The organism is Leptolyngbya sp. PL-A3 (assembly GCF_039962325.1).
Classification (GTDB): domain Bacteria; phylum Cyanobacteriota; class Cyanobacteriia; order Elainellales; family Elainellaceae; genus Vacuolonema.
The window spans coordinates 1-24,645 of record NZ_JAMPLB010000018.1 but is presented as its reverse complement, the minus strand read 5'-3'; the positions used below and the strand labels follow the sequence as shown (position 1 = coordinate 24,645).

At 50.2% G+C, this 24,645-nt stretch carries 22 protein-coding genes; 11 read left to right on the top strand and 11 right to left on the bottom strand.

Features of this window, described 5'->3' with window-relative positions; translation table 11 throughout:
* The first annotated feature begins 130 nt into the window (after positions 1-130).
* A complete protein-coding gene (locus NDI52_RS15310) occupies positions 131-517 on the top strand; it encodes a DUF4346 domain-containing protein (protein WP_190774610.1) in 387 nt (128 codons plus the stop codon).
* 193 nt (positions 518-710) lie between these two features.
* On the opposite strand, the gene fabG is transcribed toward NDI52_RS15310, so the two are convergent.
* The gene (fabG, locus tag NDI52_RS15305; RefSeq protein ID WP_190774611.1) at positions 711-1,409 is read right to left on the bottom strand and encodes a 3-oxoacyl-ACP reductase FabG; all 699 of its coding nucleotides are present in this window, start codon (positions 1,407-1,409) and stop codon (positions 711-713) included.
* 148 nt (positions 1,410-1,557) lie between these two features.
* Positions 1,558-1,932, bottom strand: coding sequence for a hypothetical protein (locus tag NDI52_RS15300; protein WP_199307939.1), 375 nt, complete (start codon positions 1,930-1,932; stop codon positions 1,558-1,560).
* Between the two features lie 161 nt (positions 1,933-2,093).
* Between NDI52_RS15300 and NDI52_RS15295 the strand changes: the two genes are divergently transcribed.
* A complete protein-coding gene (locus NDI52_RS15295; protein ID WP_190774612.1) occupies positions 2,094-2,420 on the top strand; it encodes a multidrug efflux SMR transporter in 327 nt (108 codons plus the stop codon).
* Positions 2,421-2,494: 74 nt separating this feature from the next.
* Here the strand turns inward: NDI52_RS15295 and NDI52_RS15290 are convergent, their stop codons facing one another.
* From NDI52_RS15290 to NDI52_RS15270, 5 genes are all read right to left on the bottom strand, one after another.
* The gene (locus NDI52_RS15290; protein WP_190774613.1) at positions 2,495-2,968 is read right to left on the bottom strand and encodes a carboxypeptidase regulatory-like domain-containing protein; all 474 of its coding nucleotides are present in this window, start codon (positions 2,966-2,968) and stop codon (positions 2,495-2,497) included.
* Between the two features lie 69 nt (positions 2,969-3,037).
* On the bottom strand, positions 3,038-3,943 hold the full coding sequence (locus tag NDI52_RS15285) for a sulfite exporter TauE/SafE family protein (RefSeq protein WP_199307940.1): 906 nt from the start codon (positions 3,941-3,943) through the stop codon (positions 3,038-3,040).
* 323 nt (positions 3,944-4,266) lie between these two features.
* A complete protein-coding gene (locus tag NDI52_RS15280; RefSeq protein ID WP_190774614.1) occupies positions 4,267-7,443 on the bottom strand; it encodes an efflux RND transporter permease subunit in 3,177 nt (1,058 codons plus the stop codon).
* Positions 7,444-7,624: 181 nt separating this feature from the next.
* Entirely contained in the window at positions 7,625-8,881 is a 1,257-nt protein-coding gene (locus NDI52_RS15275; RefSeq protein ID WP_190774615.1) for an efflux RND transporter periplasmic adaptor subunit, read from the bottom strand.
* A gap of 205 nt (positions 8,882-9,086) precedes the next feature.
* Positions 9,087-10,637 carry an NAD(P)/FAD-dependent oxidoreductase gene (locus tag NDI52_RS15270; RefSeq protein WP_190774616.1) on the bottom strand — a complete coding sequence of 517 codons (1,551 nt, stop codon included), beginning with the start codon at positions 10,635-10,637 and terminating at the stop codon, positions 9,087-9,089.
* Between the two features lie 459 nt (positions 10,638-11,096).
* On the opposite strand from NDI52_RS15270, the gene NDI52_RS15265 reads away from it, so the two are divergent.
* Positions 11,097-11,318: a hypothetical protein gene (locus tag NDI52_RS15265; RefSeq protein WP_190774617.1), complete on the top strand. Its 222-nt coding sequence runs from the start codon at positions 11,097-11,099 to the stop codon at positions 11,316-11,318.
* Positions 11,319-11,510: 192 nt separating this feature from the next.
* Here the strand turns inward: NDI52_RS15265 and NDI52_RS15260 are convergent, their stop codons facing one another.
* The gene (locus tag NDI52_RS15260; RefSeq protein WP_190774618.1) at positions 11,511-12,137 is read right to left on the bottom strand and encodes an HD domain-containing protein; all 627 of its coding nucleotides are present in this window, start codon (positions 12,135-12,137) and stop codon (positions 11,511-11,513) included.
* 271 nt (positions 12,138-12,408) lie between these two features.
* On the opposite strand from NDI52_RS15260, the gene NDI52_RS15255 reads away from it, so the two are divergent.
* Entirely contained in the window at positions 12,409-12,741 is a 333-nt protein-coding gene (locus tag NDI52_RS15255) for an STAS domain-containing protein (protein WP_190774619.1), read from the top strand.
* Positions 12,742-13,266: 525 nt separating this feature from the next.
* Here the strand turns inward: NDI52_RS15255 and sipA are convergent.
* Entirely contained in the window at positions 13,267-13,491 is a 225-nt protein-coding gene (sipA, locus tag NDI52_RS15250) for a regulatory protein SipA (RefSeq protein ID WP_190774620.1), read from the bottom strand.
* Between the two features lie 59 nt (positions 13,492-13,550).
* On the bottom strand, positions 13,551-14,522 hold the full coding sequence (locus NDI52_RS15245; protein WP_190774621.1) for a zinc ABC transporter substrate-binding protein: 972 nt from the start codon (positions 14,520-14,522) through the stop codon (positions 13,551-13,553).
* Between the two features lie 177 nt (positions 14,523-14,699).
* On the opposite strand from NDI52_RS15245, the gene NDI52_RS15240 reads away from it, so the two are divergent.
* The 4 genes from NDI52_RS15240 to NDI52_RS15225 all read left to right on the top strand — a co-directional run bounded on the left by NDI52_RS15240 (position 14,700) and on the right by NDI52_RS15225 (position 20,662).
* Positions 14,700-15,440 (top strand): metal ABC transporter ATP-binding protein, encoded by a 741-nt coding sequence (locus tag NDI52_RS15240; RefSeq protein WP_190774632.1) that lies wholly within the window; start codon positions 14,700-14,702, stop codon positions 15,438-15,440.
* Positions 15,441-15,445: 5 nt separating this feature from the next.
* Positions 15,446-16,339: a metal ABC transporter permease gene (locus NDI52_RS15235; RefSeq protein WP_190774622.1), complete on the top strand. Its 894-nt coding sequence runs from the start codon at positions 15,446-15,448 to the stop codon at positions 16,337-16,339.
* Positions 16,340-16,587: 248 nt separating this feature from the next.
* Positions 16,588-17,710 (top strand): peptide chain release factor 2 gene (gene prfB, locus NDI52_RS15230; RefSeq protein ID WP_190774633.1). Its coding sequence is split into 2 segments (ribosomal slippage): positions 16,588-16,659 and positions 16,661-17,710, totalling 1,122 coding nucleotides; the frame shifts between segments, so codons are not numbered across the junction.
* Between the two features lie 444 nt (positions 17,711-18,154).
* Positions 18,155-20,662: an endonuclease MutS2 gene (locus NDI52_RS15225; RefSeq protein WP_199307941.1), complete on the top strand. Its 2,508-nt coding sequence runs from the start codon at positions 18,155-18,157 to the stop codon at positions 20,660-20,662.
* 158 nt (positions 20,663-20,820) lie between these two features.
* Here the strand turns inward: NDI52_RS15225 and NDI52_RS15220 are convergent, their stop codons facing one another.
* Positions 20,821-22,191, bottom strand: coding sequence for an ATP-binding protein (locus NDI52_RS15220; protein WP_190774623.1), 1,371 nt, complete (start codon positions 22,189-22,191; stop codon positions 20,821-20,823).
* 126 nt (positions 22,192-22,317) lie between these two features.
* On the opposite strand from NDI52_RS15220, the gene NDI52_RS15215 reads away from it, so the two are divergent.
* From NDI52_RS15215 to NDI52_RS15205, 3 genes are all read left to right on the top strand, one after another.
* Positions 22,318-23,010 carry a response regulator transcription factor gene (locus NDI52_RS15215; RefSeq protein ID WP_348256464.1) on the top strand — a complete coding sequence of 231 codons (693 nt, stop codon included), beginning with the start codon at positions 22,318-22,320 and terminating at the stop codon, positions 23,008-23,010.
* Positions 23,011-23,192: 182 nt separating this feature from the next.
* Positions 23,193-23,498 (top strand): hypothetical protein, encoded by a 306-nt coding sequence (locus NDI52_RS15210; protein WP_190774625.1) that lies wholly within the window; start codon positions 23,193-23,195, stop codon positions 23,496-23,498.
* Between the two features lie 107 nt (positions 23,499-23,605).
* Entirely contained in the window at positions 23,606-23,839 is a 234-nt protein-coding gene (locus tag NDI52_RS15205; RefSeq protein WP_190774626.1) for a DUF1830 domain-containing protein, read from the top strand.
* Positions 23,840-24,645 lie beyond the last annotated feature (806 nt).

Genomic DNA, 24,645 nt, shown 5'->3' with positions numbered 1-24,645 from the left:
CTGTCCCTGCTCCCTCGCTACTGCGGCCTTATCTTCCCTTCTGCCCCCTGCCCTCTGCCTTCTGCCTTATTTCCACAACCCCGCTACAATTAGAAATTGGTCTACAAGCATCCGTGACTCTACCCCTGTTATGAACTCGACCCTGGTGTCTTCCTTAACTGAGATTGATAACGCCCTTTCTAACCGCTTTATTGAGTTGGATCCTGAGGGCTATTTTTTGATTTACCTGGATCGGGACGCCGGGCTCATTTGTGCCAAGCATTTCACCAACGTCATTGACGATCGGGGAGTAGCGCTTGATCCAGAAACGGGTAAACCTATTCCTTGCAAAGGCCCCGTTACTCGCACCCATACAACGGTCTTCACAGGGCGTACGGCGAAAGAACTTTGTGTCGAAATTTTTGAGAAAACAAAGCCTTGCCCTCTCAGTTACCTTGACCATGCGGCCTATCTGGGGCGTGAATTCGTGCGGGCCGAAATGGCCTTGCTGAGCGGTCAAGAATACATTCAAGACTAAATCTTCGTTAGGACCTTTATTGAGAAAGCCACAGCGTCGCTGTGGCTTTCTCAATAAAGGTCTTTTATCGATACTGGGGACAGCTTTTCAGAAAAGCTTCCCGAAGTTTATGTAACAGGGCTTACGCATTGTTGTTGTGGGTGGGGTGCTCCGCGCCCCACCCACAACAACAATGCGTAAGTCCTGTGTGAAATTAAACGCTGCCATAAACCGGTACGGCTGCCCCTCGGATATCTTTAGCCGCATCAGACGCTAAAAAACAAATCACTTCAGCTAAGGATTCTGCTGATACCCATTGGGCCGTGTTAGCAGCTCCCATGGCAGTGCGGTTGGTTGGAGTGTCGATAATGCTCGGGAGCACTACGTTGGCCGTGATGTTGGTGCCCTTGGTCTCATCGGCGATCGCCTGCGTCAGCGCTACGACCCCTGCTTTCGAGGCACAGTAGGCAGCGAGCTGGCCGCTTGGCTGCACGGCTCCACGCGAACCTATCGTTACGATGCGGCCATAATCGTGTTCCAACATGCGCCGCAAGCTGTGTTTACACACGAGGAAGGTGGTTTCCAAATTCAGCTTAAAATCCTTCTGCCATTGCTCCAGCGGGTATTCATGAGTTTTACCCATAGAGAAACCGCCCACCAGGTGAATCATCACATCGACTCGCTCCATGCCATCAATGAGCGATCGCACCGATTCTTCATGCGTCAGATCCGTTGATACAAAACGAATGCGTGCTATATCTCCTGGGGAGAGCCGCCCCTTCATCCGTTCCACTTCCTGAGGGCTGCGGTAAGGAATCGTGACAGAGTCTGCTCCTTGTAGCAGCACTGCTGGCGTGACACCCAGTCCCAGACCACCCGTTCCCCCAGTCAGCAGTACATGCTTGCCTTTCATGGTTGATGCTCCTCATCGCGAATTGGCTTGAGAATCATCCTAGTTTTATAGCCATTTCTGAAAAGAACCGGTGCTTGCACCCATTCTCTTCAGAAATGGCTGTAGTTACTTGTAGCAATCCGTTTCTTGTAGAACCTAATTTTGGGATCTAGAGTTTTTCGGTTAACGGTTGGCAGAAGTCATCCAGGCCTGTCTTCTGGGCATAAATGAGAAGGGCGATCGCCAGCGGTACTGGAAGGTTTGTAATCTCAACCAGAACAGGCACAGCATCTTTCAAATTCCCAGTAAGGATATGGGGCCGCAGATGGGCCTGGCATAGTTGCACGCGCCAACGCTTGGCAAACCCATCCAGCCAACCTTCCGACTCAGTTGGTTCTTGCCCTACTTTGAGGGCTAAATTGATAGCTGCGTCCTCTAGATTGCCCTCGCAGTCTTCAAGTACGTCCAGTGCCCGCAGAGCGGTTGAGTTATCGGTAAACTGCGACCGATATTGGTCAATTTCGTCCAAATTCACGATAATCATGCGGCCAATCTATCACCAGTCGAGTTATTGTGCTTCACTTCTAACGTTAGCTTGCATTGTGAGCCAAAACCCAGAATCCCTTTTTGTCATCGTAAAGCCGTGACAAAAAGGGATTTTGGGTTTTGGTGCAAGATGATTGAGTAAAGCTATACAAGGAGCCTATGCCTGCTATTGTGCATTTGTTTTTGGCGATCGCCAGTGAGGTTGTGGCTTCATCGGCCTTAAAAGCATCTCAGGGTTTTACCCGCCCTATTTTTACGGGTGTTATTTTGGGGGGTTATGGAATGGCTTTTTACTTCATGTCCCTGAGCCTGCGCCAAATTCCTCTGAGTATTGCTTACGCGATTTGGTCAGGGGTTGGTACTTTGGGAACCGCGCTAATTGGAGTATTTCTATTTCGAGAACGACTGGCTCCCGGAAGCATGTTCGGGATTGCTCTGATTGTATTGGGAGTTATTATTCTGAACCAGTTTGTCGAAAGCAGCTAACCCTGCTTCTTTAGGAATGAGATGGACTATAAAAAAAGGCCCTCTTGGGCCTTTTTTTAGTCCATCTTAGTGGTTTAGAAGAACCAGCGACGGCGACGGAGCAAGAGTACTGAACCCAGACCACTACCAAAGGCTCCCAGCGCAACAGAGGTTTGTTGGGCCCACCAGTGAGGTTTGTCGAAGCTATTTTGACTGATTTCGTCGATCTGGACGCCCTGGGCTGTCACCGGAACAGTCAAGATATCGCCATGATCGGTGCCAGGCTCGCCAATACGGATGCGCCAGTTTCCGGGGAGGGAGGTGTCAGGTGTGAAAGCAAAATTGCCACTTTCATCGGTGTTTCCTTCTAGCCAGGGCTGCTCAGTATTATTTGGAGCGTAGATTCGTACGGGAGCATTGCTGTAGGGCTCGCCGGTACTGTACACAGATGTAAGTTCAAACTGATCCACAAGCATCTGGTAGTCTGTCCAGGCGGCATGGGCCATAGCCTGGCTGGGGAAGCCAAACAGTGCAACCAGTAGAGAGAGCAGAACGAAGAGTCTTTTCATACGCGTAAGATTTAGAGAGGTGAGCAACGTCAGGTATCTGGAATGAATGCTGGTCACGAAGCAAGCGATTCAGGCGATCGCCTGGGCCGTCAATATCGCACCAATCGCCATAATCATAACGGCACTAGCGATAGGCAGATAACGCAGAATTGAAGAATTTACAGGAAGCTGATCAAACCACCGCCGCGAGTAGACCACGCTAATTCCCACTGCGACCAGTACTCCGGTAAGTCCCAGGCTAAAGGCCGTGACCAGAGCCATGCCATAGGCAGTCTGATGTAAGGCGATCGCTGACAACAGCAACACGAGCGCCGACGGACAGGGCACCAACCCTCCCGCAATCCCTAAAGCGACGAGATTGGGTTGGCTTTCGTGGGAATGGCTATGTGAGTGGCCATCATGGTGGTGCCCATGGGCATGGTCGTGATGGTTGTGGTGATGCTCGTGGTTATGGGAGTGGTCATGCCCATGGCTATGAGCGTGAGCGTGTTCATGCTCGGCTCCCGCTTCAAGGGCATTTAAACGCTGGTGAAGTAAGCTGCTACCGACTACCAGCACCATCACCCCACTGGCGAGACTGAGAATGGGATAAATTTGTTCAGACAAACCAAACTGAGCCGCAACGAGGGCGATCGCCCCTAACACAAACACTGCCAGCGTATGGGTGACCGTCGTCGTCAACCCCAGCACGACCGCCTGCCAGGGGGTACTGCGAGAACCGACAAGGTAGGCTGCGGCCATCGTCTTACCATGACCGGGGGTGAGCGCATGGCCAGCCCCCAAAACCATTGCGAGTCCTAAGCCCGTGAAGATCCAGGTGGGATTTTGGGTCTCATGCTCCAGCAGGTGTAGCAGGGAGGGTTCTCCATGGCCGGGATGGGCGATCGCCGCCTGGCCCATCAACGACCACAATCCGGCTGTTAGCCCTGCTGCCCCAATCCATCGCTGCATTACCCTGGCATACCACGCAACCATAGCCACCCTCAAAACTCATTGTGTGGAGATAAGAGATACCTTCAGAAGGCGATTGGGTTCGTCCGGGCGATCGCCTCTGGGAGTTTTGTCCTACTTTTAGCACGATTTGTTCCCCGCTGAACTTCAGGTTTATGGCTGGAAGAATCTTGCTTGTTACGGCGCTTTTTAGCGCTTAAAATCTGGGTGTTTTTGTGAGAGCCGCGCGGGGCGCGGCTCTCACAAAAACACCTGTGGCTGATTCAAGCGCAAAGCGCTGTAAAACGAAAGGGCAGGTATCTTACCTGCCCTAAAAGTGTTCGTCGTTTTAGAAAAGTTGGCGATCGCTACAGAACACGCTCTGTACTGATAACTCCGCTATCTCCAAGGGAAGCTTCATTTGAATCTGGCTTTTTTGGGAAAAAGCGATCAGTACCTTGCTTGATCAAAATGTAGATCATCGGAGTGATAAACAGGCTCAGCACTGTTCCAATAATGTAACCGCCAAACAGCGCTGTTCCAAGGGATTGACGACTGGCAGCGCCGGCACCGGACGCAATCACCAGGGGGAAGAAGCCGACAATACCGGTTAGGGAGGTCATCAGAATGGGCCGGAGGCGGTCTTGGGCTGCTTCAATAGCTGCCTGGGTGATGGTCAGCCCCTTCTCCCGCAACTGATTGGCGTATTCCACAATCAGAATGGAGTTTTTACTGACCAGACCAATTAGCATGACCAGACCAATCTGACAGTAGACATCGTTGGATAGCCCCCGCAGAGACTGAGCCCCCAAAGCACCTAATATCGCCAGTGGTACCGTAATCAAAATAATGATGGGGTCGATGTAGCTTTCGTACTGGGCGGCCAGCACCAGAAATACCATCAGGAGTCCTAGACCGAAAAATATAGGAGCCTGACCACCCGACTCAATTTCCTCGAGAGCTGTACCTGTCCAGTCATAGCCCATGCTGGCAGGAAGAACCTGTTTGGCAATCCCTTCTATGGCACCAATAGCCTCTCCTGAACTGCGACCCGGGGCGGCGTTACCCTGCACAGAGATTGAACGGAAGAGGTTGTAATGGGTGATGGTCTGGGCAGTGGTAGCCGGAGTCAGGGTTACCAAATTGGCTAGAGGCACCATTTCTCCAGACCCCGATCGCACATAAAGCTGTTGCAGGTCATTGGGTTCAGAGCGGAACGGTTCATCTGCCTGGACATAGACCCGATAGGTTCGCCGTTCCAGGTTGAAGTCGTTGACATATTCCGAACCCAAAAAGCTCTGGAGGGTATCGTAAATGTCTTGAATGTCGATATTTAGGGCTTTAGCGCGATCGCGGTTCACATCTACCAACATCTGCGGTGTGTTTGCCGTGAAAGTGGTGAACACGGCTTGCAGGTTGGGGTTCTGGTTCGCCGCTCCAATCATCTGGAACGTATTGCCCAGCAGTTCACCCAGGGATAAAACACCCCGGCGGTCCTGCACCTCCATTTGGAATCCCCCAAAGTTCCCCAAACCCTGAATAGACGGGGGGTTGAGTGAAAAGATCCGGGCCTCTGACATGCCAAAGAATCGCATTTGCACCCGTTGGATAATAGAGGCCACACCGCTGTCTTTAGCGGTTCGTTCTTCCCATGGCTTCAATAGAGAGAACATAATGCCCTGGTTGGGAGCGACCCCGGCAAAACTAAATCCTGTAATAGCGAAGTTGGATAGGATTTCTGGCTGTTCCAGAATGATTTCTGATGCCTCATCCAGAATCTTCTTCGTATGGGTGAGGGAAACTCCTTCTGGAGCCTGTACCAACGTAATAAAGTAACCCTGATCCTCCTCGGGTAGGAAGGAGGAGGGAACGATACGGTAGACCCATGCAGTCAGTGCCAGGGCCGCAACGAAACAGGCCAGCACAACATATTTCAACTGGGTCAGCAGCGATAGAGAGCGGCGGTAGCGGTTGCGTACGGCGTCAAACCCGGCATTAAACCAGTCAAAAAATCGCCCCAGGAGGCCATGGTGCCCCCCTTCCCGCTGCCGTAAAAGCAGGGCCGCAAGGGCGGGGGAAAGGGTTAGCGCATTGAAGGTTGAAATGACGATGGAAAAGGCAATTGTCAACGCAAACTGTTGGTAAATTGCCCCTGTGGTTCCGGGAAACAGTGCCACAGGCACGAACACCGCAATCAGAGCCAGAGATGTTGCCACTACCGCCCCGGAAAGCTCTTGCATCGCTTCGACAGCGGCCCGGAAAGGATGCATGCCCCGGTCTTGCACTTTGGCGGCGATCGCCTCCACCACCACAATGGCATCATCCACCACAACCCCAGTGGCCAGGGTCAGACCAAACAGGGTCAGGGTATTGATCGAGAAATCAAATAGCTTGGTGAAGATAAACGTGCCAAACAAGGATACGGGAATGGCCGCTCCTGGCACCACGATGGAACGCCAATCTTGCAGGAACAGGTACAACACCAGTACCACCAGGACGACCGATTCAACCAGGGTTCTAATTACGTCTTCCAGCGATCGCTCCACAAAGGTTGTGGAGTCGAAGGCGACTGCATAGTTTAACCCAGGGGGGAAAGACTCCTTCAGACGCTCGAGTTCTGCTCTCACGGCTTCAGCTGTTTCTAGCGCATTGGTTCCCGAACGCTGGGTAATTCCCAAACCCACAGCTTCCTGGTTGTTATAGGCGAGGAACGTGCCATAGTTTTCAGCACCTAGCTCCACCCGGCCGACATCCCTGAGTCGAGTTAACGTCCCTCCAGCATTAGATACGACAAGGTTTTCAAACTCCTCCACGCTCTGGAGGCGGCTGTCGGCCCGCAGGCTAAGCTGGTATTCCTGATCCGGATTGGCGGGTTGTTGGCCTAACTGACCTGCCCCGACCTGAATATTCTGTTCGCGAATGGCACCCGATACGTCCTGTACCGTCAATCCTCGGCTTGCCAAACGGTTGGGGTCAAGCCAGACCCGCATGGCAAATTTCCGTTCTCCAAAAATTTCAATAGAGCCAACCCCGGTAATGCGCCGCAGCGAGTTCACCATATAAAGGTCGGCGTAGTTACTCATGAATAGGCTGTCATACTCGCCATTCTCAGAGTAAATGGCGATCGCCATCAAAAAGTTACTGGACTGCTGTGATACCGTCACCCCCGTCTGGGTCACCAACCCCGGCAAACGCGGTTCTACCCGAGACACCCGGTTTTGTACGTTGACCGCTGCCAAATCGGGGTCTTGCCCTGCCTCAAAGGTTACTGTCACCTGGCTGGTACCATCACTCCCACTGCTGGAGCTGATGTAGCGCATCCCCTGTACCCCGTTGACCTCCTGCTCAACCAGGTTGGTAACGGCGCTCTCAACGGTTTCGGCGTCAGCTCCGGCATAGTTGGAGGTCACCACCACCTGCGTGGGGCTGATGTCAGGAAACTGGGCAATAGGCAGAGTGGGAATTGCCAGAATACCCGCAACGACGATAATGAGCGAACAGACCGTCGCAAAGACCGGACGTTCAATGAAAAACCTCGAAAACATGGTGTAGCCTACCCCAGAAAACTACTTGCACACGGGAGGGCGATCGCTCAGCACTGAACGCTGAGCGAACTGCACTATCTCGTTGTCTGTCTTGACCTCCAGCCCCTGGTTGAAAAGCCCTGAGAAGGGTTATTTCTCATGCACCTTGTGCAGAAAAAACAATTCAAACCATCTTCAGGCTCTAGGGTTGCCCCATAGCCTGTTCCAGCATGATGGGTGCACCGTCTTGCAGGTTAAGCACCCCAGAAACGACCACCTGTTCCCCAGATTTCACCCCGGAAATCACCTGATAAGAATTACCCTGAATCTCACCCAGGTTCACCTGCCGTTGACGGGCAACTTGTTGAGGTTTCCCGTCTTCAGTTGTCCCTTCTCCTTTCTCGGCAACGAACACAAAGGTCTGTCCTGCAATTCGCGTAACGGCTATCGTTGGGATGAGAACCCCAGGCTTGCTGCTCCAGATCAGTCGCGTCCGTACAAATTGTCCATCTTTTAAGGAACCATCGTTGCGGAAGCTGGCTTTTGCCAGTACTGACTGCTGTCCAGAATTCACCTCGGGAGAGATAAAGCTAATCTGTCCGCGGGAAACAGACTTTCCGCTCGCATCCAACAACTCCACAGGTAGCCCTACCCGCAACTCAGGAGCTCGTTCGATGGGAACCGATAGATTTAAATCCAAAGTGCTGTTTTGGATGATGTTCGTGAAGGTGTCACTCGAACTAACCAGGTCGCCTACTTTAAAGGGAATGTCGCCCACAATGCCACCAATAGGGGCGGTGAGGCGGCGATCGCTCACATCCTCCTGGGCAACTTCCTGGTCAGCCCGAGCCCGACCGAGTTGGGCTTGAGTTTCAGCCAGCGCGGCTTGAGCTGCCCCTAAATTTTCTTCCGCAACCCGCAGCGAGGCTAGGGCTGTTGTCCGTTCATTGGCTGCACGGTCAAGTTCTTGTTGAGATAGAGCCCCTTCCGCTGTGAGGGTGCGGGTACGCTCGTATTCTCGGTTCTGCAATTCCACATCCGCTGCTGCCCGAGCACGTTCTGCATCCGCTGCACGGACACGGGCCTGGTTCGTGGTGACCGCAGCAGATGAAGCGGCCACATCAGCGGCGGCACCGCTGGCTTGGGCACGGGTTTGGTCAGCACGCAGTTGTGCTATGACGGTCCCGGCCTCAACTCGCTGCCCTGGAGTGACAAAAACCTCAACAACTCGAGCGCTTACTTCTGGGCGGAGGGCAACCTTTTCCTGGGCCTCTAATGCCCCCACAAATTCTGAAAACTCCTGGACCGTGTCGGCAGAAACTTGTTCCAGTTGTACCGGGGTAGGAGGTTGCCCTTGGCCCATGGCTGGGCCACCTCCCCGACAGGAACTCACCATCAAGGAGAGGGCTAAGGCTACACCGATTGATGAATGACGGCGAATGAACCGAAGACTAAGCATGGGATTGGGGTAGTCAGCGAGGGAAAGGGCCAGATCGGATGCTTCAAGCAGTGGTGTTTCTTAAGAACGATAAACCAATGTCGATTCATTCCCCTGGAGGTTAAGAAATTCTAGTAAAAGGAAGTAGAACCATTGGTTCCATCCACACCAGACTGTCATGAAGGATTTTAGAAAAGGAGCATAGCAGTCTATCTCGCAAGGCACATCACCCACATGGGCTAGCCAATTTTTCTAGCAATAATTGATGTTGCTGGGGTGAGGCTAGAGTATTTGCGGTGATAAAGCTGCTGGCTGCTACAGCAGGCAACCCAATGCCGGGGAAGGTAGAGTCTCCGCAACACCAAAGCCCTGGAATCGGAGTGCGAGCGCCAGGAAACATTCCCCTGCCAGCAGGAATCGCAGGGCCATAGGAGCCTCGATGACGGCGAAGATAACGAGCATGGGTTAAGGGGGTGCCTGTTAGTGTCACGTCACAGCGCGATCGCACTCCCGGAATGACTTGTTCTAAGGCTTGCCACATAACCGCTGACCGAGCTTCTTTCTGCTGCATGTACGCATCGCTGTGCCGATCCAATCCTTCCCAGAGTTCGAAGGGCTCATTGCCCGGTGTGTAGGCATGAATGACGTGTTTACCTGGGGGAGCCAGAGACGGATCAAGAACAGAGGGAATAGATATCAGCACAACGTTTTGCGGCGCATCAATACCCTGTGCCCAATCGCCTACCCAAATAAAATGGCAGGGCAAATCCGCCGGAAGCCCTGTCGCGTCAATGCCTAGATGCAAGTGCATGAAGCTGGCACAGGGAGGAATGGCCTGTCGCTGTTTGAGAAACCGCTGCGGTAGCTGATCTGCTGGTAGTAGCTTGAGGGTATCCCATACAGATGCATTGGAGATAATGGCACGACGCGCATGAATTCGCTGGCCATTTCGAAGCTGAACGGCGATCGCCCGCCCCTCTTTCAGGACCACCTGCTCCACATGGGCATTCAACCGTAGCTGGCCCCCATGTTTCTCCAGCCCACGCACCAGGGCTGCTACTAATCCTGCACTCCCACCAACGGGATAATCCAACTGCACCTCAGGACGGTACCAGTCCGCAAACATAAAAGCGACTTCAGCGGCACTGGTGCTATGAGCGGGCAAACCTGAGAGCAGAAAACACAGCATATCTAACCAGTTGCGGATAAAGGGGTCCTGAACAACTTTGTCCATTAACGGACCAAAAGCCCCTGTGATCCGAGCCACGTTAGGCAAGTGGGAAAGCAGAGTTGGAATGTAACGGTGGAGAATTTGTGGAGCTCTCCAGTCTAAGCGGAAGGCGGCAGTGGGAAGGGCGATCGCTGCGTCTTTGAGGGGCTCCATAAACCGTTGAAGTTGCCGCCATTCTTGTACCGCAGCTTCTCCTCGCAGGGCATGCAGCACTTCACAGAATTGCTCTGCCCCCACAGATGTATCAAAGCGGCCTTCAGGTAAGAGGCACCCCCAGGTGTCATAGGTTAAACAAGGAACTGTTTCATCGAGCGCATCGAGAACCTGTCTGAGAGGATTGGCGGATGGATAGGACAAGCCAGAATACAGGGATGGACCAGAATCAAACCGAAAGCCCTGTCGCTCGAAGCCATGGGCTGCACCACCGGGGATGCTATGACTTTCGCAAACGACTACTTCAAAGCCGTACTGCGCTAATAACGCACTACAGCAAAGCCCTCCAATTCCGCTACCAATAACCACAATATCTACATCCGCTTCAACCATAAGCTGATACGAGGTCCTGTAAAAATCCTTACCAAAGTGCATTCAGAGCGGGTTGGAACGTTGTCCCTCTAGGGTGAGGCTCCCATGAATCAACCCTTTCAGAACCTTTTCATCATTCTCTTTAGTATTGTGCTGGTACTGAGCATCAAGCACAACATCTATTAATGAATGCTGGAATTAACTTAGGATCTTCTACAGAAGAAAACAGGGTTTTATGAAATTCACAGTCCTTAGTTGGGGGCGCATTTCTGATGGCTGCACGTTACATAGCCATCAAGAAACATAATCATGAACCACGAAGATGAATCATATATGCTCGCAAAATACACTTTTAGAAGTGTGCAATTTGTTAGAGGCATCCTATCTTTTGATAGACGGTCTGGAGATAGAGGGCAAAACGGAAGACTTCCCATAGACTGCTTTAATACACGAGCTTGAGACTATCTGGGGGATGGGTTAATGTTTCATACGTTGGAGGCCGCTGTAAGACCGTTAATGCTAAATAGCCGAGTTCTGGATGTCGCCTATGAACACTACTTAAAGGCGTCTCAGTCCAGCTCGCCCACCATTAACCTGAGAGCGATCGCAAAAGAAACGGGTGAAAGTTTGTTGACTTGCCGAAACGCAATTGTAGAAGCAAATAGTCTGGGTCGGTTCCCTAATTGCACATTAGAAAGTTAATGTGTGTATCCAATGTCATGAATGGCTGAAGAAACCAAAATAGTCATCAAGTACGTTTGGAAAAATCATTCAAAATATGAGCTTTATGAGATGAGCATTTTGCCCGACCAAAACACGGTCCGGCAAAATGCTCATACACAAAGCTGAGTTTGTGAGAAATCAAACAAAATTGGTATTGCAAAGCTGGGTCTGTTATGCAGATTGAACAGAATCTGTCAGGTAACCAGCGGCGATCGCTTCTGCAATCTGTGTTTCTACAAAACCCCATAGAGCAGGGGCTCCGATTTTTACCGCTTGCAGACGTTGTAAGACCCGCTCACGTGATACTCCGTACTTGCGCCAGGTACCACCCTGGGTCTGGAGGTTATGAAGAAATGGTTGGAAACAGTCCATCGCTCGGGCAAATTGGGCTTCTGGGGTTTCACCGGCCTCAAACTCATCCCACAAGGCCCGAAAAGTGACAGCCAGATCGGTAGGCAGCAAACCAAAAATTCGTTGAGCTGCTTGTAATTCACGTTCTACCTTACTCTGGTTGCTCTGCTCGTCAAAGCAGAAAGTATCGCCAGCATCAATTTCGACCACATCATGCAACAGCAAAAGTTGAACAGCATGGTTAGTATTGATGGGTTTATGGGCATACTCTGAGAGGGCGATCGCCATCACTGCCAAGTGCCAGGAGTGCTCAGCACTATTCTCTCGACGCGAGTTATCTGTCAGGGACGTTTGTCGCAAGATTTGTTTGAGGCGATCGAGTTCCAGGATAAATTGCAGCTGTGCAATGAGTCGAGGATCGAAATCAGTGGAATTGGGTAATATCATCTGCGGAATTCTACGGAGTATGCCTGGTCATTTAAATGACATGGTCTAAAGCCTGCAAAACTTTGCCAGCTGATTTCTCAGGAAAATTGCAAAGTTTTGAATTAGATTTTCCCCTTCTTTAAAAAGAAAATTAGGTGTTTTGTCCCATGGTGATACGGTTTAGCCTATGTCAGTTTAATATTTGATTGAACAGTCGTACATGGTTGTTCAATGTGCGTCCCAGTTCCTTGGGAGCTACCCCTGTAAAGTTGTGAAGCACGGTGTACCAGACATGAGTTCCTCTTTTACGATCGTGAAGCCAGTCGGTGTCCTCGATGCTACCCAGACTGCTCAGCTCAGAAGCCAAATTGATGATGCTATGCAGTCAGGCGCATCCACGGTGCTAGTCGATTTCGAACAGGTGAGTTTTATGGACAGCTCAGGGTTGGGTGCATTAGTTGGAGCGTTTAAATCCCTACGTGCTCGGGGTGGAAAACTCTACGTTTGTTCTATTAACGAACAAATTCGAATTTTATTTGAGCTGACCAGTATGGATCGCGTGTTCGATATCTTTTCTAGCCAGGAAGAATTCAGTCGCAAAGCTTTTTCTGGCACCTCTGCATGAGGCGATAGACGGACGTAAAAGCATCCTTTACTCTCCATAGATTGCAGTCAATGGCCATCTGGATCATAGATGGCTTTTTTACGGCTCAATTCTTCAAGAAATCAGCAATTCTCATTTTGGAATCCAACCCGAAAATAGCCCGCCGAAGACGGGCTATTTTCGGGCTTCAAAGCTGAGAATTACTGTCAAGAAATAGCCGTACACCATCGGGTAATACTTTCGCCATTTTTCTCAAGCGTTTGAGAAAAATGGCAAGTATGTTGAGCGGGTTAAGACAGTTCTGAACCTTCAGTGCTGCGTATCTCACACCTATCAACAGCTGTGGAGGAAAGGCCATAATGTGTCCCTTCCTCTACACTAGACCTCCTGTGTGAATCGTTGCGCGACTCCGCCGCGCAACGATTCACGCTCCAAAAAACGATTCATACAGGAGGTCTACTTAATGGATGGTCTAGAAGACGATCGGAATCGAGTGCCACGCTGAGAAAGCAGCAAAACCGGGCTTGCTGATGATACTGTGTGCTTCTATGCCAGATCTAAATATTGTTCATCCATCAAGAATACGCCTCGGTTAAAGCGAATTCCCCAGTAACCTCCAGGGCGGCGGTCTAGGATAACTCCTTCTTCCCCTAGAGTAATGACGTTGGGAGGCCGCAACATAGGCATGGGGTCAGCGGTTTTGACATAAGGAGGTAGCATAGCGATGCGGACGCGATCGCCTACCTTAAAGGATTTTGCTGGCTCGGACATAGTTTCTTCCTTGGCTTCCGCCATCACTTTGTTGTATGGCGGGTAAAAGTTCCCACACATTAATTATCGGCTTGAAAGTCGGTGTATTGTCCCCCCAGATTTTCCACAATGGCTTGCGTATTTGAGACGACCATGCCCACATAGGTGTCGCCCGCGCTGCCGGGTGCCCCAATGGAATCGGAATAGAGATGGGTATCAGCGAGTTTCACACCTGCTTCTTCTGCCACAGTTGTGATGAGGCGAGGATTAATGGTGGTCTCGGCAAAGATAGCAGGAACCCCTTGAGAGCGAATGGACTCTGCTAATTTTTGCACTGTCTGAGCACTGGGCTGCTCCTCAGTACTAATACCAATTAGCGTGCCTGTCACCTTCAAGCCATAGGCATTGGCATAGTACTGAAAGGCATCGTGAGTGGTAATCAGCTGTCGGTGTTCAGAGGGAACTGTGGAAATCTGCACGTTCACCCACTGGTCAAGTTTTTCCAGCTCTGCAATAAAGGCCTCGGCGTTAGTGGTGAATTCTGCCTCATCCTGCGGGGAGAGTTGAATCAACTCATCACGAATTGATTTCACCATTTTGATAACGTTCTGAACATCTCCCCAGACATGGGGATCTGGTACTGTGCGTCCTTCATAATTTAGGTCAAGGGGCTGTACCACTTCCCCAACAGCTACCTTACGGGCATTCACGCCCGCTGCATTCATCATCTTGATAAGACCAGGTTCGAGATTGTAGCCGTTGTAAAGGATTAAGTCTGCTTTTTCAAAGGCAATGCTATCTGCAGGTACGGGCTCGTAAACGTGGGGATCGGCTCCCGGTTGCAAAAGGCCGGTCAGCTCAATCTCATCCCCTCCGATACGAGCAGTCCAATCGGCAATCATGGTGCTGGTGGCGACAACATCCGGCCGATCATCTGAATTGTCTCCCGCCGAAGGGGAGGACTGATCACAGCCTCCCAGGGAGAAGGCGATCGTCCCCAGACCAATCAGTAAGGCTTGTCTAAGCCACGATGGGTAAGTCCGCACTCGCATAGTTGTTACCTTATTTCATAATCCTTTCATATTTTTAGAGTACAATGGCTTTCATAATCGTTTCATAATTGTTGTTTGGTTTGGCTGTATACAGGCGGGATTCAGCGTTTGAATCGTAGCGCCGGGGTCGGAATTGAGAATCACTACTGGGATAGAGACACAGGGAGAAGTCAGGATATGGAAGGGTATGGGGCGATCGCCATCGATCATTTAAGCGTGAACTATCGCAGCCTCCAGGCATTGCGAAATATCAACGTGACCTTGCAACCTGGGCAACTCGTGGGGATCTTTGGCCCGAATGGTGCGGGTAAAAGCACGCTGGTAAAAGCTATGCTGGGCCTGATTCCAGTAGTGACAGGACAGGTGCAGTGGGGAAGCCGCCCCCTGGGCCAACAGTTGGATCGTACGGCCTATGTGCCTCAGCGCTCACAAATTGATTGGACATTCCCGGCAACAGTGTGGGATGTCGTGATGATGGGCCGTGTTCGGCAAACGGGCTGGTTTAATCGCTTTTCGACGCCCAGTCGCCGCCTCGCCGCTGAAGCTCTGGAACGAGTGGGGATGAGTGAGTTTAGCGATCGCCGTATTGGTGCCCTTTCCGGTGGGCAACAGCAGCGGGTTTTCCTGGCTCGGGCATTGGCTCAACAGGCAGATGCTTTCTTCTTTGATGAACCGTTTGTCGGGGTTGATCAAAAAACTGAAGAGGTGCTGTTCCGTATTTTTCAAGAATTGGCAGAAGACGGCAAGATTGTGATGGTTGTGAACCATGATTTGGGTGAATCGATTACTCACTTCAACCATCTGCTGCTGCTAAACCGAGAACTGATTGCCGCAGGCCCCCGTGATCGTGTGCTCACTCGTGACAACATGACTCGTGCCTATGGTGGCCATGTCCAGTTCTTTAGTAATGCAGCGTAGATACCATGATGGAATGGCTTCTCGATCCGTTGCAGTATGCATTCATGCAGCGATCGCTTATTGTTGCGCTTCTGGTTGGCGTGATCTGTTCTGTTGTAGGTAGCTATTTGATGGTGCAGCGATTGGCACTATTGGGAGATGCCATCAGCCATTCGCTGTTGCCAGGTTTGGCGATCGCCTTTCTCTTGGGTGTAAATATTTTTATTGGTGCGTTCATTGCTGGTGTGATCAGTACGGTGATCATTGCGTGGATTCATCGGCGATCGCCTATTAAAGAAGATGCGGCAATGGGCATTGTATTTTCAGCATTTTTTGCATTTGGAATTGTATTAATTACTGTTATTCAAAAAGATAATAAAATTGATCTCAACCATTTTCTCTTTGGCAATATTCTAGGTGTCACTTTAGGTGAAGTGCGTGATACCGCTATCATTGCCGCTTTGGTATTGCTGAGCGTGTTTTTGCTCTACAAGGAACTGCTGTTTTATAGCTTTGATCCGCAAGGAGCACAAGCCAGCGGGTTGCCCATCGGTCTGCTCAATTCAGGTCTGATGATTTTAATCGCACTGACCGTTGTTGCCAGCATGAAAGTGGTTGGGGTCATTCTGGTGCTGGCTCTGCTCATTACTCCCGGTGCGACGGCCTACCTTCTGGTACCTCGGCTGCATCAGGTCATGCTTCTGGGAGCGGCGATCGGCGTTTTCTCCAGTATTAGCGGCATGTACCTGAGCTATTACTTTAATTTGCCTTCTGGCCCTGCGATTGTGCTGGTGGCCTCGGCTTTGTTTGCCCTGGCGTTTCTGTTCAGCCCTAGTTATGGTGTGTTGACCCAGCCTCGTACCAGTGCAGAAAATCCTCAATTTTTGCAGGATGTCAAGCGGTTAATGAGGCGCAGTTGACGCAACAAGGCAACCGTCCTATCCTCTACTTCTCGACCCAGCAATGAGCTTCAAAGCTGAGAGTTCGCGCCCGACGGGCGCGAACTCTCAGTTTTGAAGCCTGAAAATAACCCGCCGAAGGTGGGCTATTTTCAGGCTTCAATTCAAAATGAGAATAGCTGGCCTCTACTCCTCCGCCTTCCCTCTTTTCCCTTCTATCTCTTACAATCGGAATTTAGAGTCTACGAAACAACTGCCTCATGGTCATGATTGATACGACGGATTTGAAGCGGAGTGCTGAAGTGTTGTCGCAGCGCCTGGGTACCACCCAGGACTATCTTTGACATCCCGGCACTACAGGCTCGCATTGAAGATTTAGAGCAGGTAGCCTCTCAGCCTGAATTTTGGGACGACCAGGCCAATGCTCAGAAAACCCTGCAAGAATTAAATGATCTCAAGTCCAATCTGCAAAACTTTGAGTCCTGGACGTCGCGGTTGGAAGATACAAAGGCCATCCTGGAGCTGTTGGAGTTAGAAGCCGATGAGGCACTGCTCCAGGAGGCCCAAGATAACCTTACCCATTTGAGCCGCTCTCTCGATCAGTGGGAGTTGCAAAAATTACTTTCAGGCCCCTACGACGAACGGGGTGCTGTGCTTTCAATCAACGCTGGAGCCGGCGGTACAGACGCGCAAGACTGGGCTGAAAGCCTGTTACGAATGTATACCCGTTGGGCCGAAAGCCACGGATATAAGGTTCACCTCTCTGAAATTTCGGAGGGGGATGAGGCAGGACTGAAGTCAGCCACTCTGGAGGTGGATGGGCGTTATGCTTACGGCTACCTCAAGGTAGAGAAGGGAACTCATCGCCTTGTGCGGATTTCGCCATTTAATGCCAATGGCAAGCGACAGACTAGCTTTGCTGGCGTAGAAGTGATGCCAATTCTGGATCAATCCATTGAGTTGGAAATTCCCGATAAGGATTTGGAGATCACGACTACTCGTTCGGGTGGCAAGGGCGGTCAGAACGTGAACAAGGTGGAGACCGCAGTACTTGTTCGTCACCTTCCTACGGGCTTGATGGTGCGTTGTACTGAGGAGCGATCGCAACTCCAAAACAAAGAAAAAGCCCTGGCTCGCCTCAAGGCGAAGCTGCTAATAATCGCTCAAGAGCAGCAAGCCAAAGCGATCGCTGACATCCGGGGAGACATTGTAGAAGCCGCCTGGGGTAACCAGATTCGCAACTACGTGTTCCATCCCTATCAGTTGGTTAAAGATCTCCGTAGTGGAGTGGAGACGACGGACATCAGCGGCGTTATGAATGGCGATCTGGATCCCTTCATCGAAGCCTGTCTGCGGCAAGATAACCAGATGGTTGAGGCCACAGCGGTTTAATCAAGGAGGCGGGATGCGCCCGCCTCCTTGATTCATCACGTTCAGGTTCCTGAAGATCGAGTCCTTCTCAAGCGGCAATTCGTCTGAGCAGAGTTCTCTTCTGGGATGGGCCTCTTAACGGCCTTCTTGCGTTGACAAAATGCGGTCTTACAAGAGCTAGAAAAGCAAAGTGTATAGTTCGGCTTCTTGAGGTCTCACAGGGGCGTTAAGAATCCTTCATAATAGAATTAATAGGATTTAGGTTTGATTGAAAGCGGCATCCAGTACAAATTAGGCTTAAGTGCAGAATTGAGTAGGCTGCCCTTCCTTCAAGAATGATGAGCGAAGCCGAGGGGTTTTACATCTTTAGGGACTCACCGGATGGCGATCGCCCCCGGCATAATTGAGAGAGAAGAGCCCCAGAGGGGCGACTGTTAGTGCTGTTAGCGGGAAGCAGAATCACCATTGAGCCAAGGTTATTCCATTCAAACTGAAACGTTAGATCTATTAGAGTGGTCGCGGCTATGCCAGCACGTGGCGACGTTTGCTGCGACAAAATTGGGGGCGATCGCCCTCCGCAACCTTCGCATTCCTGAAACTCTAGCTGAGAGTCAGAATTTATTAGAGCAGACGAAAGAAGCGTATCTGCTGGAGAATCGCCTGCCTGGCGGCCTCAAATTTGACGGTATTGAAGATATTGGTGAAGCGCTGGAACGAGCACGTTTGCAGGGTGTGCTGAGCGGGGCTGAGTTGCTGGCGATCGCCACTACTCTGGCGGGTACCCGCGCCCTTCGCCGTGTTTTGGATGACCAGGAAAATATTCCCGCGCTGCAAGCGCTGCTGGAAGATCTGCGGACCTATCCCGAGCTGGAACAGGAAATTTATCGTTGCATCGATGATCGGGGTAAGGTAACCGACCGAGCCAGTCCTAAACTGGGCGGTATACGGGAGCAGTTGCGGCAACAGCGCGATCGCATCTATGACAAGCTGCAAAATATTCTGCAACGGCATCACAATGCTGTGCAGGATACGCTGATTACCCAGCGGGGCGATCGCTTCGTGTTACCGGTCAAATCCACCCATAAGGATGTGATTCCTGGTATTGTCCACGATGTTTCGACCAGTGGAGCCACGTTGTATGTGGAGCCACAGTCGATTGTCAGTTGGGGAAACCATCTGCGGCAATTGCTGCGCCAGGAGCAGGTAGAGGAAGAGGCTGTACGCCGGGTGCTAACGGAGCAGGTGGCGGAGGTCGTGGATGATTTGGAGGTGTTGTTGGCGATCGCCACGACTCTGGATTTAGCGACGGCCCGCGCCCGCTACTCCCTCTGGTTAGGTGCGAACCCGCCCCGCTTTGTCGAGTTTGGAGCCGTACAGCCGAATCCATCTGGTGAGTCTGTTCAAAACGCAGCAGAATCTGTTGTGCTGCGACAACTGCGCCATCCTCTGCTGATCTGGCAACATCAGCACGAGCACGGCACAGCGGTAGTTCCCATTGACCTGACCATTCGCCCAACGATCCGGGTTGTCGCCATTACTGGCCCCAATACCGGGGGGAAAACCGTTACCCTTAAAACCTTTGGGTTAGCCGCATTAATGGCGAAAGTGGGGCTGTTCATTCCTGCCCGTGAGCCCGTGGAGATTCCCTGGTTCTCCCACATCCTGGCGGATATTGGTGATGAACAATCGTTGCAACAAAGCCTTTCCACCTTCTCCGGCCACATCCGCCGCATTTGTCGTATTCTCAACGACATCCAACCTTCTGACCCTTCAACCTCCCAACCCCTCACACCCCTGGTTCTACTCGACGAAGTTGGTGCGGGTACGGACCCTACGGAAGGGAGTGCACTGGCGATCGCCCTTCTCCGCCATCTCGCGAACCATGCCAGTCTCACCATCGCCACGACCCACTACGGCGAACTCAAAGCCCTGAAATACCAGGATGAGCGGTTTGAGAATGCCTCAGTAGAATTTGACGATGTTTCTCTATCGCCTACCTACCGCTTGTTGTGGGGTATTCCGGGGCGCTCAAATGCGTTGGCTATCGCAGGCCGTCTAGGGCTCAGCAATGACATTATTTCGGCGGCTCAGGAAGAGGCAGGGGTAGAAGCGGCTCAAGACGTAAACCAGGTCATTGCTGGATTGGAACAGCAACGCCGCCAGCAGGAAGAGAAAAATCAGGCTGCGGCTGACCTGATGAAGCAAACTGAGCGCCTTTACGCAGAGGTGTCGCGTAAAGCGGAAACCCTGAAACTTCGGGAAGAGGAACTGAAGCAACAGCAGGAAGCGGCGGTGCAGGAGGCGATCGCTCAGGCGCGTCGGGAGATTGCCCGAGTGATTCGCGATTTGCAGCGTGGCCCTGCGACGGCCCAGGACGCTCAGCAGGCGACCGATGCTATCAGTGGTGTGGCCGAGCGGCGTCTGCCCTCACGTCAGAAACCGGCTAAGCCAAAACCGGGTTTTCGGCCCAAAGAGGGCGATCGCGTTCGCATTCCTCGCCTGGGCCAAACGGCTGAGGTGCTGTCGAACCCTGATGCTGACGGCAATCTGACGGTACGCTTTGGCATCATGAAAATGAATGTTTCCCTGGCAGACATCGAATCGCTTCAGGGAGAAAAGCCAGAGGTGCCGGCCAAGAAACCTGTGGAACCGAAACCCGCCGAGGTGCGAGCCAAAGCTAGAAAGGAAGCGGAAGAAGCAGAGACTGAAACCCGTGCCCAAGCCCCTGCTGTGCGTACTTCGCGCAATACACTGGACTTGCGGGGAAGCCGGGTGGCAGATGCGGAAGTGGAACTGGAGCGGGCGATCGCCAGTGCCCAACCTGGCCCCTTATGGATTATTCATGGTCATGGCACTGGTAAACTCCGTCAAGGGGTTCATGAGTTTCTCAAACAGCATCCTCAAATTGCTCGCTTTGAACCCGCTGCCCAGGCTGATGGTGGTAGTGGTGTTACCGTCGCTTATGTAGAATGAGCCATGACAGCGCTTCTCAAGCGCTTAAATATCTGGTTGTTTTTGTGGGAGCTGCGCTCCCCACGGCTCTCACAAAAACAATTGTGGCTGATTCAAGCGCAAAGCGCATTGATGAGGAGAGGTCAGGTGCTTTGCACCTGACCTCTCCTCATTAATACTTAAAGATGACGGGGTAGTTTGACGATGAATGTTGTTCCAGTGCCCACTTCACTTTGTATATGAATGGTGCCATTACACAGCTCTAAGCATTTTTGCACTACGGCTAATCCCAATCCGCTACCTGTCACACTTTCAACATTCTGCCCTCGGTAGAACGGATCAAAAACTTTATCGATATCCTCCCTTAAAATGCCAATGCCCTGATCCTGAATCATAAAACTAACTTCATTCTCTTCACATTGAAGAGTTAGATGAATAGGGCTCTCGGGAGAAGAATATTTAATAGCATTGAGTAACAGATTGTTCAGAATGGAATACAGCAGTTTTTCATCAAAAAAAGTACGGTTACAGTCGCCTTTACAGGTAAATTGAAATTGATGAAACTTTGTGTCTGCAATCTGAATGGAGTCTAATAGATTTAAACAAAATGCTTCAATATCTAGTGGCTCAGGTTTATGGTCGAGTTTGCCTGCTTCTGCTCGGGTAAGGGTGAGAATATCTGTTAGCAGATGATTCATTAATTTGGCAGAGGACTGAATCCGGCCCAGGTTTTTCAAATACTGCGATTCAATTTGAGTTTCTAGAATCTCTTCGAGCAATTGGGACGAGGCTAAAATTACACTCAAAGGGGTACGAAATTCATGGGAAATCATTGAAAATAAACGTAGCTTTAAATCGCTGAGTTCGCGCTCTTGTATGAGAGCCTGTTCCAGCAATTGAAGCTTCTTCTTCCGCTGCTGTTCCCAATAAAAGATATAAATAAGACCCAAAATAATGACACAGCCGAGCAGCGTTCCCCATCGTTCAATCCAAGCTCGGGCCTGAATATTGGTTCGAGTTATAGCTAGGGATTGCTGTAATTGTTGATTCTCCTCATCCTTAATATCAGTCAATGTTGCCTGGATTCTTTCTCGGAGTAAAACGCTACGGTCTGTAATTTGTTTTTGTGCTTGCATGGCGCTGGGGGAGCGATCGCGCTGATATAAACTAATCGACTCCTCCAGCAAACTTAAACGCTGGGACACCAGGCCATTAAGAACATTCAATCGCGATTGTTGGGTGACATCCTTTTCTATTTGATTTTGCAGCTGGTCTAATTCGGAGCGCATGATAATGACGGCACCACGATAGCGCCCTAAATCTTCATTTCTACCCGAGAAAATGTAACCTCGTCGGCCAGATTCGGCTATCGACATCGCCGCAAAAAAATCTGTCAGATTGCCTAAGATCTCATAAGTATGTTGGATTTGATTTGCGTTGGTTAGTAATTCAGATGTATTTTTAGAGGAAATCTGATTGATCAACCCTAATAAAAGAATAATGACACCAATGCTCAGGGCGAATGTTTTTTCTTCCAGAGCCCACTTCATGTCGTCGACCTCTCCGTGAAAGATGCATCTGGGTTTTTCGAGGGATATCTGTTCTCGTAAAACTCAAATGCAACCCCCATTAACGGTTCAATCCTGACACATTTAGGAGTTTTGTTCTTCTAATTTATGCGTATTTTAATTGTTGAGGATGATATTCAATTATCGGAAGTTTTAACGGAGGCGCTTACCCGTCGTCAGTATGTGGTTGATGTAGCGAAAGATGGGATCACGGCTTGGAGCTTAATCGAGGCGGTTACGTACGATCTAATTGTGCTGGACGTCACCCTGCCCAAGATGAATGGGATTCAATTATGCCAGCGCTTACGATCAGCGGAGGGCTCCCCTGGTAAGAACTTTCGCAGCACAGTTCCCGTTTTGATGCTGACCGCTCGGGATACGGTAGCTGACAAAATTATCGGTTTAGATGCTGGAGCGGATGACTATGTCACCAAACCCTTTGATTTAGAAGAACTAATGGCACGGGTTCGGGCCATGCTGCGCCGGGGTAACTCGAACAGTGAAATTTATATTGGGCGGGGTGATCTGCAACTGAATCCCAGTACCCACGAAGCTTTTTACAATCACCAACCTCTGGCACTGACTCCGAAGGAGTTTGCCCTACTAGAACTGCTTGTAACCAGTGGACGACGAATTCTAAGTCGTTCAGGCATTATCGATCACCTCTGGTCAGCGGAGGGATCGCCTACGGAAGAAACTGTCACATCGCATATTCGAGGGTTGCGTCACAAGTTACGAGCTTTAGGTGCGCCGGATGATTTTATCGAAACTGTGCATGGCTTGGGCTACCGGCTGAAATAGCCTAACGGCAATTCGGCTGAAACAGTCTGCACAATTTCTGCATTTTTTCTGCACTATGGTTGCATAACGCTGCGCTATCCTCCACAGAATATCTTTATAACTAGTGTTTACAAGGTTGATTTCTTTCGATTTTTTCTAAAGATATTTCTTAGCGAGTCACTAAACGCATCGTAAACGCGAACATGGCTACTAAAGAGTTCTACAACGGTTGGCTGATTCAGATTTCACGGGAACAGCTCGGCTATTCCTATCAGTGTTCGGCACCCGAACAGCAGACGATGAGGGCTGACATGTGCCGATATGCCACTGTTGATGCAGCGCTTCATGCTGCGAAGTTGCGGGCAGATCTGGAAGGGGTTCGATTATCGTTAACAACGTTTCTGCACGGAAAACTACAGCTTCTACTTCTTTGCCCTGAAGAACGAAGTTTGCTAGAAGATTCTATTGCTCAGTTTATTGACCTGACTCAGCACCAGTGTAATTTGTGATTTTGCTACCATGTTAGCCATAGGGCTCGTTTAACAATTGGTAGCGAATTTCTTTGAGTTGTTGTCTAAGTAGAGCTTGGAATTAGATGTCTTCCCCTACGCTTCGAATGGCTGAGGCTAAGCTGGTTTACTACAAAAATATAACTACCTTGCTTCAGACTATTCACCTTTTTCACGGTAATCATCAGTACTTTGAAAAAGTTGTTTTTCCAGGGGAATGTTTAATTCTTGAAGCTTTACCAGATTCAGAGCTAGAAATTGCTATAAATGTAGCTTCCGGAATGGTTTTACGAGACCGCTTCCCCTGTAATCAATTACAGGAAATTGAGCCTACTCGTTAAAGTGCGGCCACATTGGTTGCTACAACATGTGAATGCTAAAGCCTCATGATTTGGGGTTTTCTGTAGGGGTATCCAGAGCTATTTTAAAGGGTTGTTTTTGTGATTTTGGCATAAAAGAACAATCCTTTCTATGAGTTCTAAAATATGCTCTAGTCATTACTCTTATAGGAACGACTACTTCGAAATGAATTTGTATGAGATATTGATGTTCGTTTAGTTGTACGAATAATCAAGCATTTCTAATTCTTTTCAATCAGCTTCTAAGTGTAGTGAGTTACCTATGCTAAAGTCGTGTGTTTTTCAACAGCCTCATCAATTAACCGATCTTAAAATCGGGGATAGGGTTCGTTATATCGGTTTGGACTCTAGGATTCGAGCGGATTATGGAACAGAAGACCTGTTGATTTTACTGATTGATCAGTTTAGTGGCATAGCGGTTTGTGAGAATAAAGCAGGCCATCGTCTTGTGGGTGTTGCGTCCCGCGATTTACAATGCCTTCAATAGAGTATTAGGACGTGCTTTCAAGCTTACCCGCTTCAAAAGCCATTTTTGTATCCGCAAAGCGAATGAAAAAATGACTTTTTTAGACAGCTTTAAAACACCTCCTAATGTCGTGTCCACAAAGTTAATTCTCCTGGCAGATAAGTGGTGATTCGCTTCCTTCTCCAAACTTTCTCAAATTTCATTAATAGACTAGTACTCGGCGGCATAAATAAGCCTATGGTTTAGAACGCCAGTAACTTACCCTTGAATGTCCATTGAAAGGGCTTTGCCATCGTTTGGTTGAAGTAGTCAATAAAGGAAA

Coding starts and splice junctions, on each gene's coding strand:
- NDI52_RS15310 (WP_190774610.1), top strand. CDS start 131: ATGAACTCGACCCTGGTGTCTTCCTTAACTGAGATTGATAACGCCCTT.
- fabG (WP_190774611.1), bottom strand. CDS start 1,409: ATGAAAGGCAAGCATGTACTGCTGACTGGGGGAACGGGTGGTCTGGGA.
- NDI52_RS15300 (WP_199307939.1), bottom strand. CDS start 1,932: ATGATTATCGTGAATTTGGACGAAATTGACCAATATCGGTCGCAGTTT.
- NDI52_RS15295 (WP_190774612.1), top strand. CDS start 2,094: ATGCCTGCTATTGTGCATTTGTTTTTGGCGATCGCCAGTGAGGTTGTG.
- NDI52_RS15290 (WP_190774613.1), bottom strand. CDS start 2,968: ATGAAAAGACTCTTCGTTCTGCTCTCTCTACTGGTTGCACTGTTTGGC.
- NDI52_RS15285 (WP_199307940.1), bottom strand. CDS start 3,943: ATGGTTGCGTGGTATGCCAGGGTAATGCAGCGATGGATTGGGGCAGCA.
- NDI52_RS15280 (WP_190774614.1), bottom strand. CDS start 7,443: ATGTTTTCGAGGTTTTTCATTGAACGTCCGGTCTTTGCGACGGTCTGT.
- NDI52_RS15275 (WP_190774615.1), bottom strand. CDS start 8,881: ATGCTTAGTCTTCGGTTCATTCGCCGTCATTCATCAATCGGTGTAGCC.
- NDI52_RS15270 (WP_190774616.1), bottom strand. CDS start 10,637: ATGGTTGAAGCGGATGTAGATATTGTGGTTATTGGTAGCGGAATTGGA.
- NDI52_RS15265 (WP_190774617.1), top strand. CDS start 11,097: ATGTTTCATACGTTGGAGGCCGCTGTAAGACCGTTAATGCTAAATAGC.
- NDI52_RS15260 (WP_190774618.1), bottom strand. CDS start 12,137: ATGATATTACCCAATTCCACTGATTTCGATCCTCGACTCATTGCACAG.
- NDI52_RS15255 (WP_190774619.1), top strand. CDS start 12,409: ATGAGTTCCTCTTTTACGATCGTGAAGCCAGTCGGTGTCCTCGATGCT.
- sipA (WP_190774620.1), bottom strand. CDS start 13,491: ATGTCCGAGCCAGCAAAATCCTTTAAGGTAGGCGATCGCGTCCGCATC.
- NDI52_RS15245 (WP_190774621.1), bottom strand. CDS start 14,522: ATGCGAGTGCGGACTTACCCATCGTGGCTTAGACAAGCCTTACTGATT.
- NDI52_RS15240 (WP_190774632.1), top strand. CDS start 14,700: ATGGAAGGGTATGGGGCGATCGCCATCGATCATTTAAGCGTGAACTAT.
- NDI52_RS15235 (WP_190774622.1), top strand. CDS start 15,446: ATGATGGAATGGCTTCTCGATCCGTTGCAGTATGCATTCATGCAGCGA.
- NDI52_RS15220 (WP_190774623.1), bottom strand. CDS start 22,191: ATGAAGTGGGCTCTGGAAGAAAAAACATTCGCCCTGAGCATTGGTGTC.
- NDI52_RS15215 (WP_348256464.1), top strand. CDS start 22,318: ATGCGTATTTTAATTGTTGAGGATGATATTCAATTATCGGAAGTTTTA.
- NDI52_RS15210 (WP_190774625.1), top strand. CDS start 23,193: ATGGCTACTAAAGAGTTCTACAACGGTTGGCTGATTCAGATTTCACGG.
- NDI52_RS15205 (WP_190774626.1), top strand. CDS start 23,606: ATGGCTGAGGCTAAGCTGGTTTACTACAAAAATATAACTACCTTGCTT.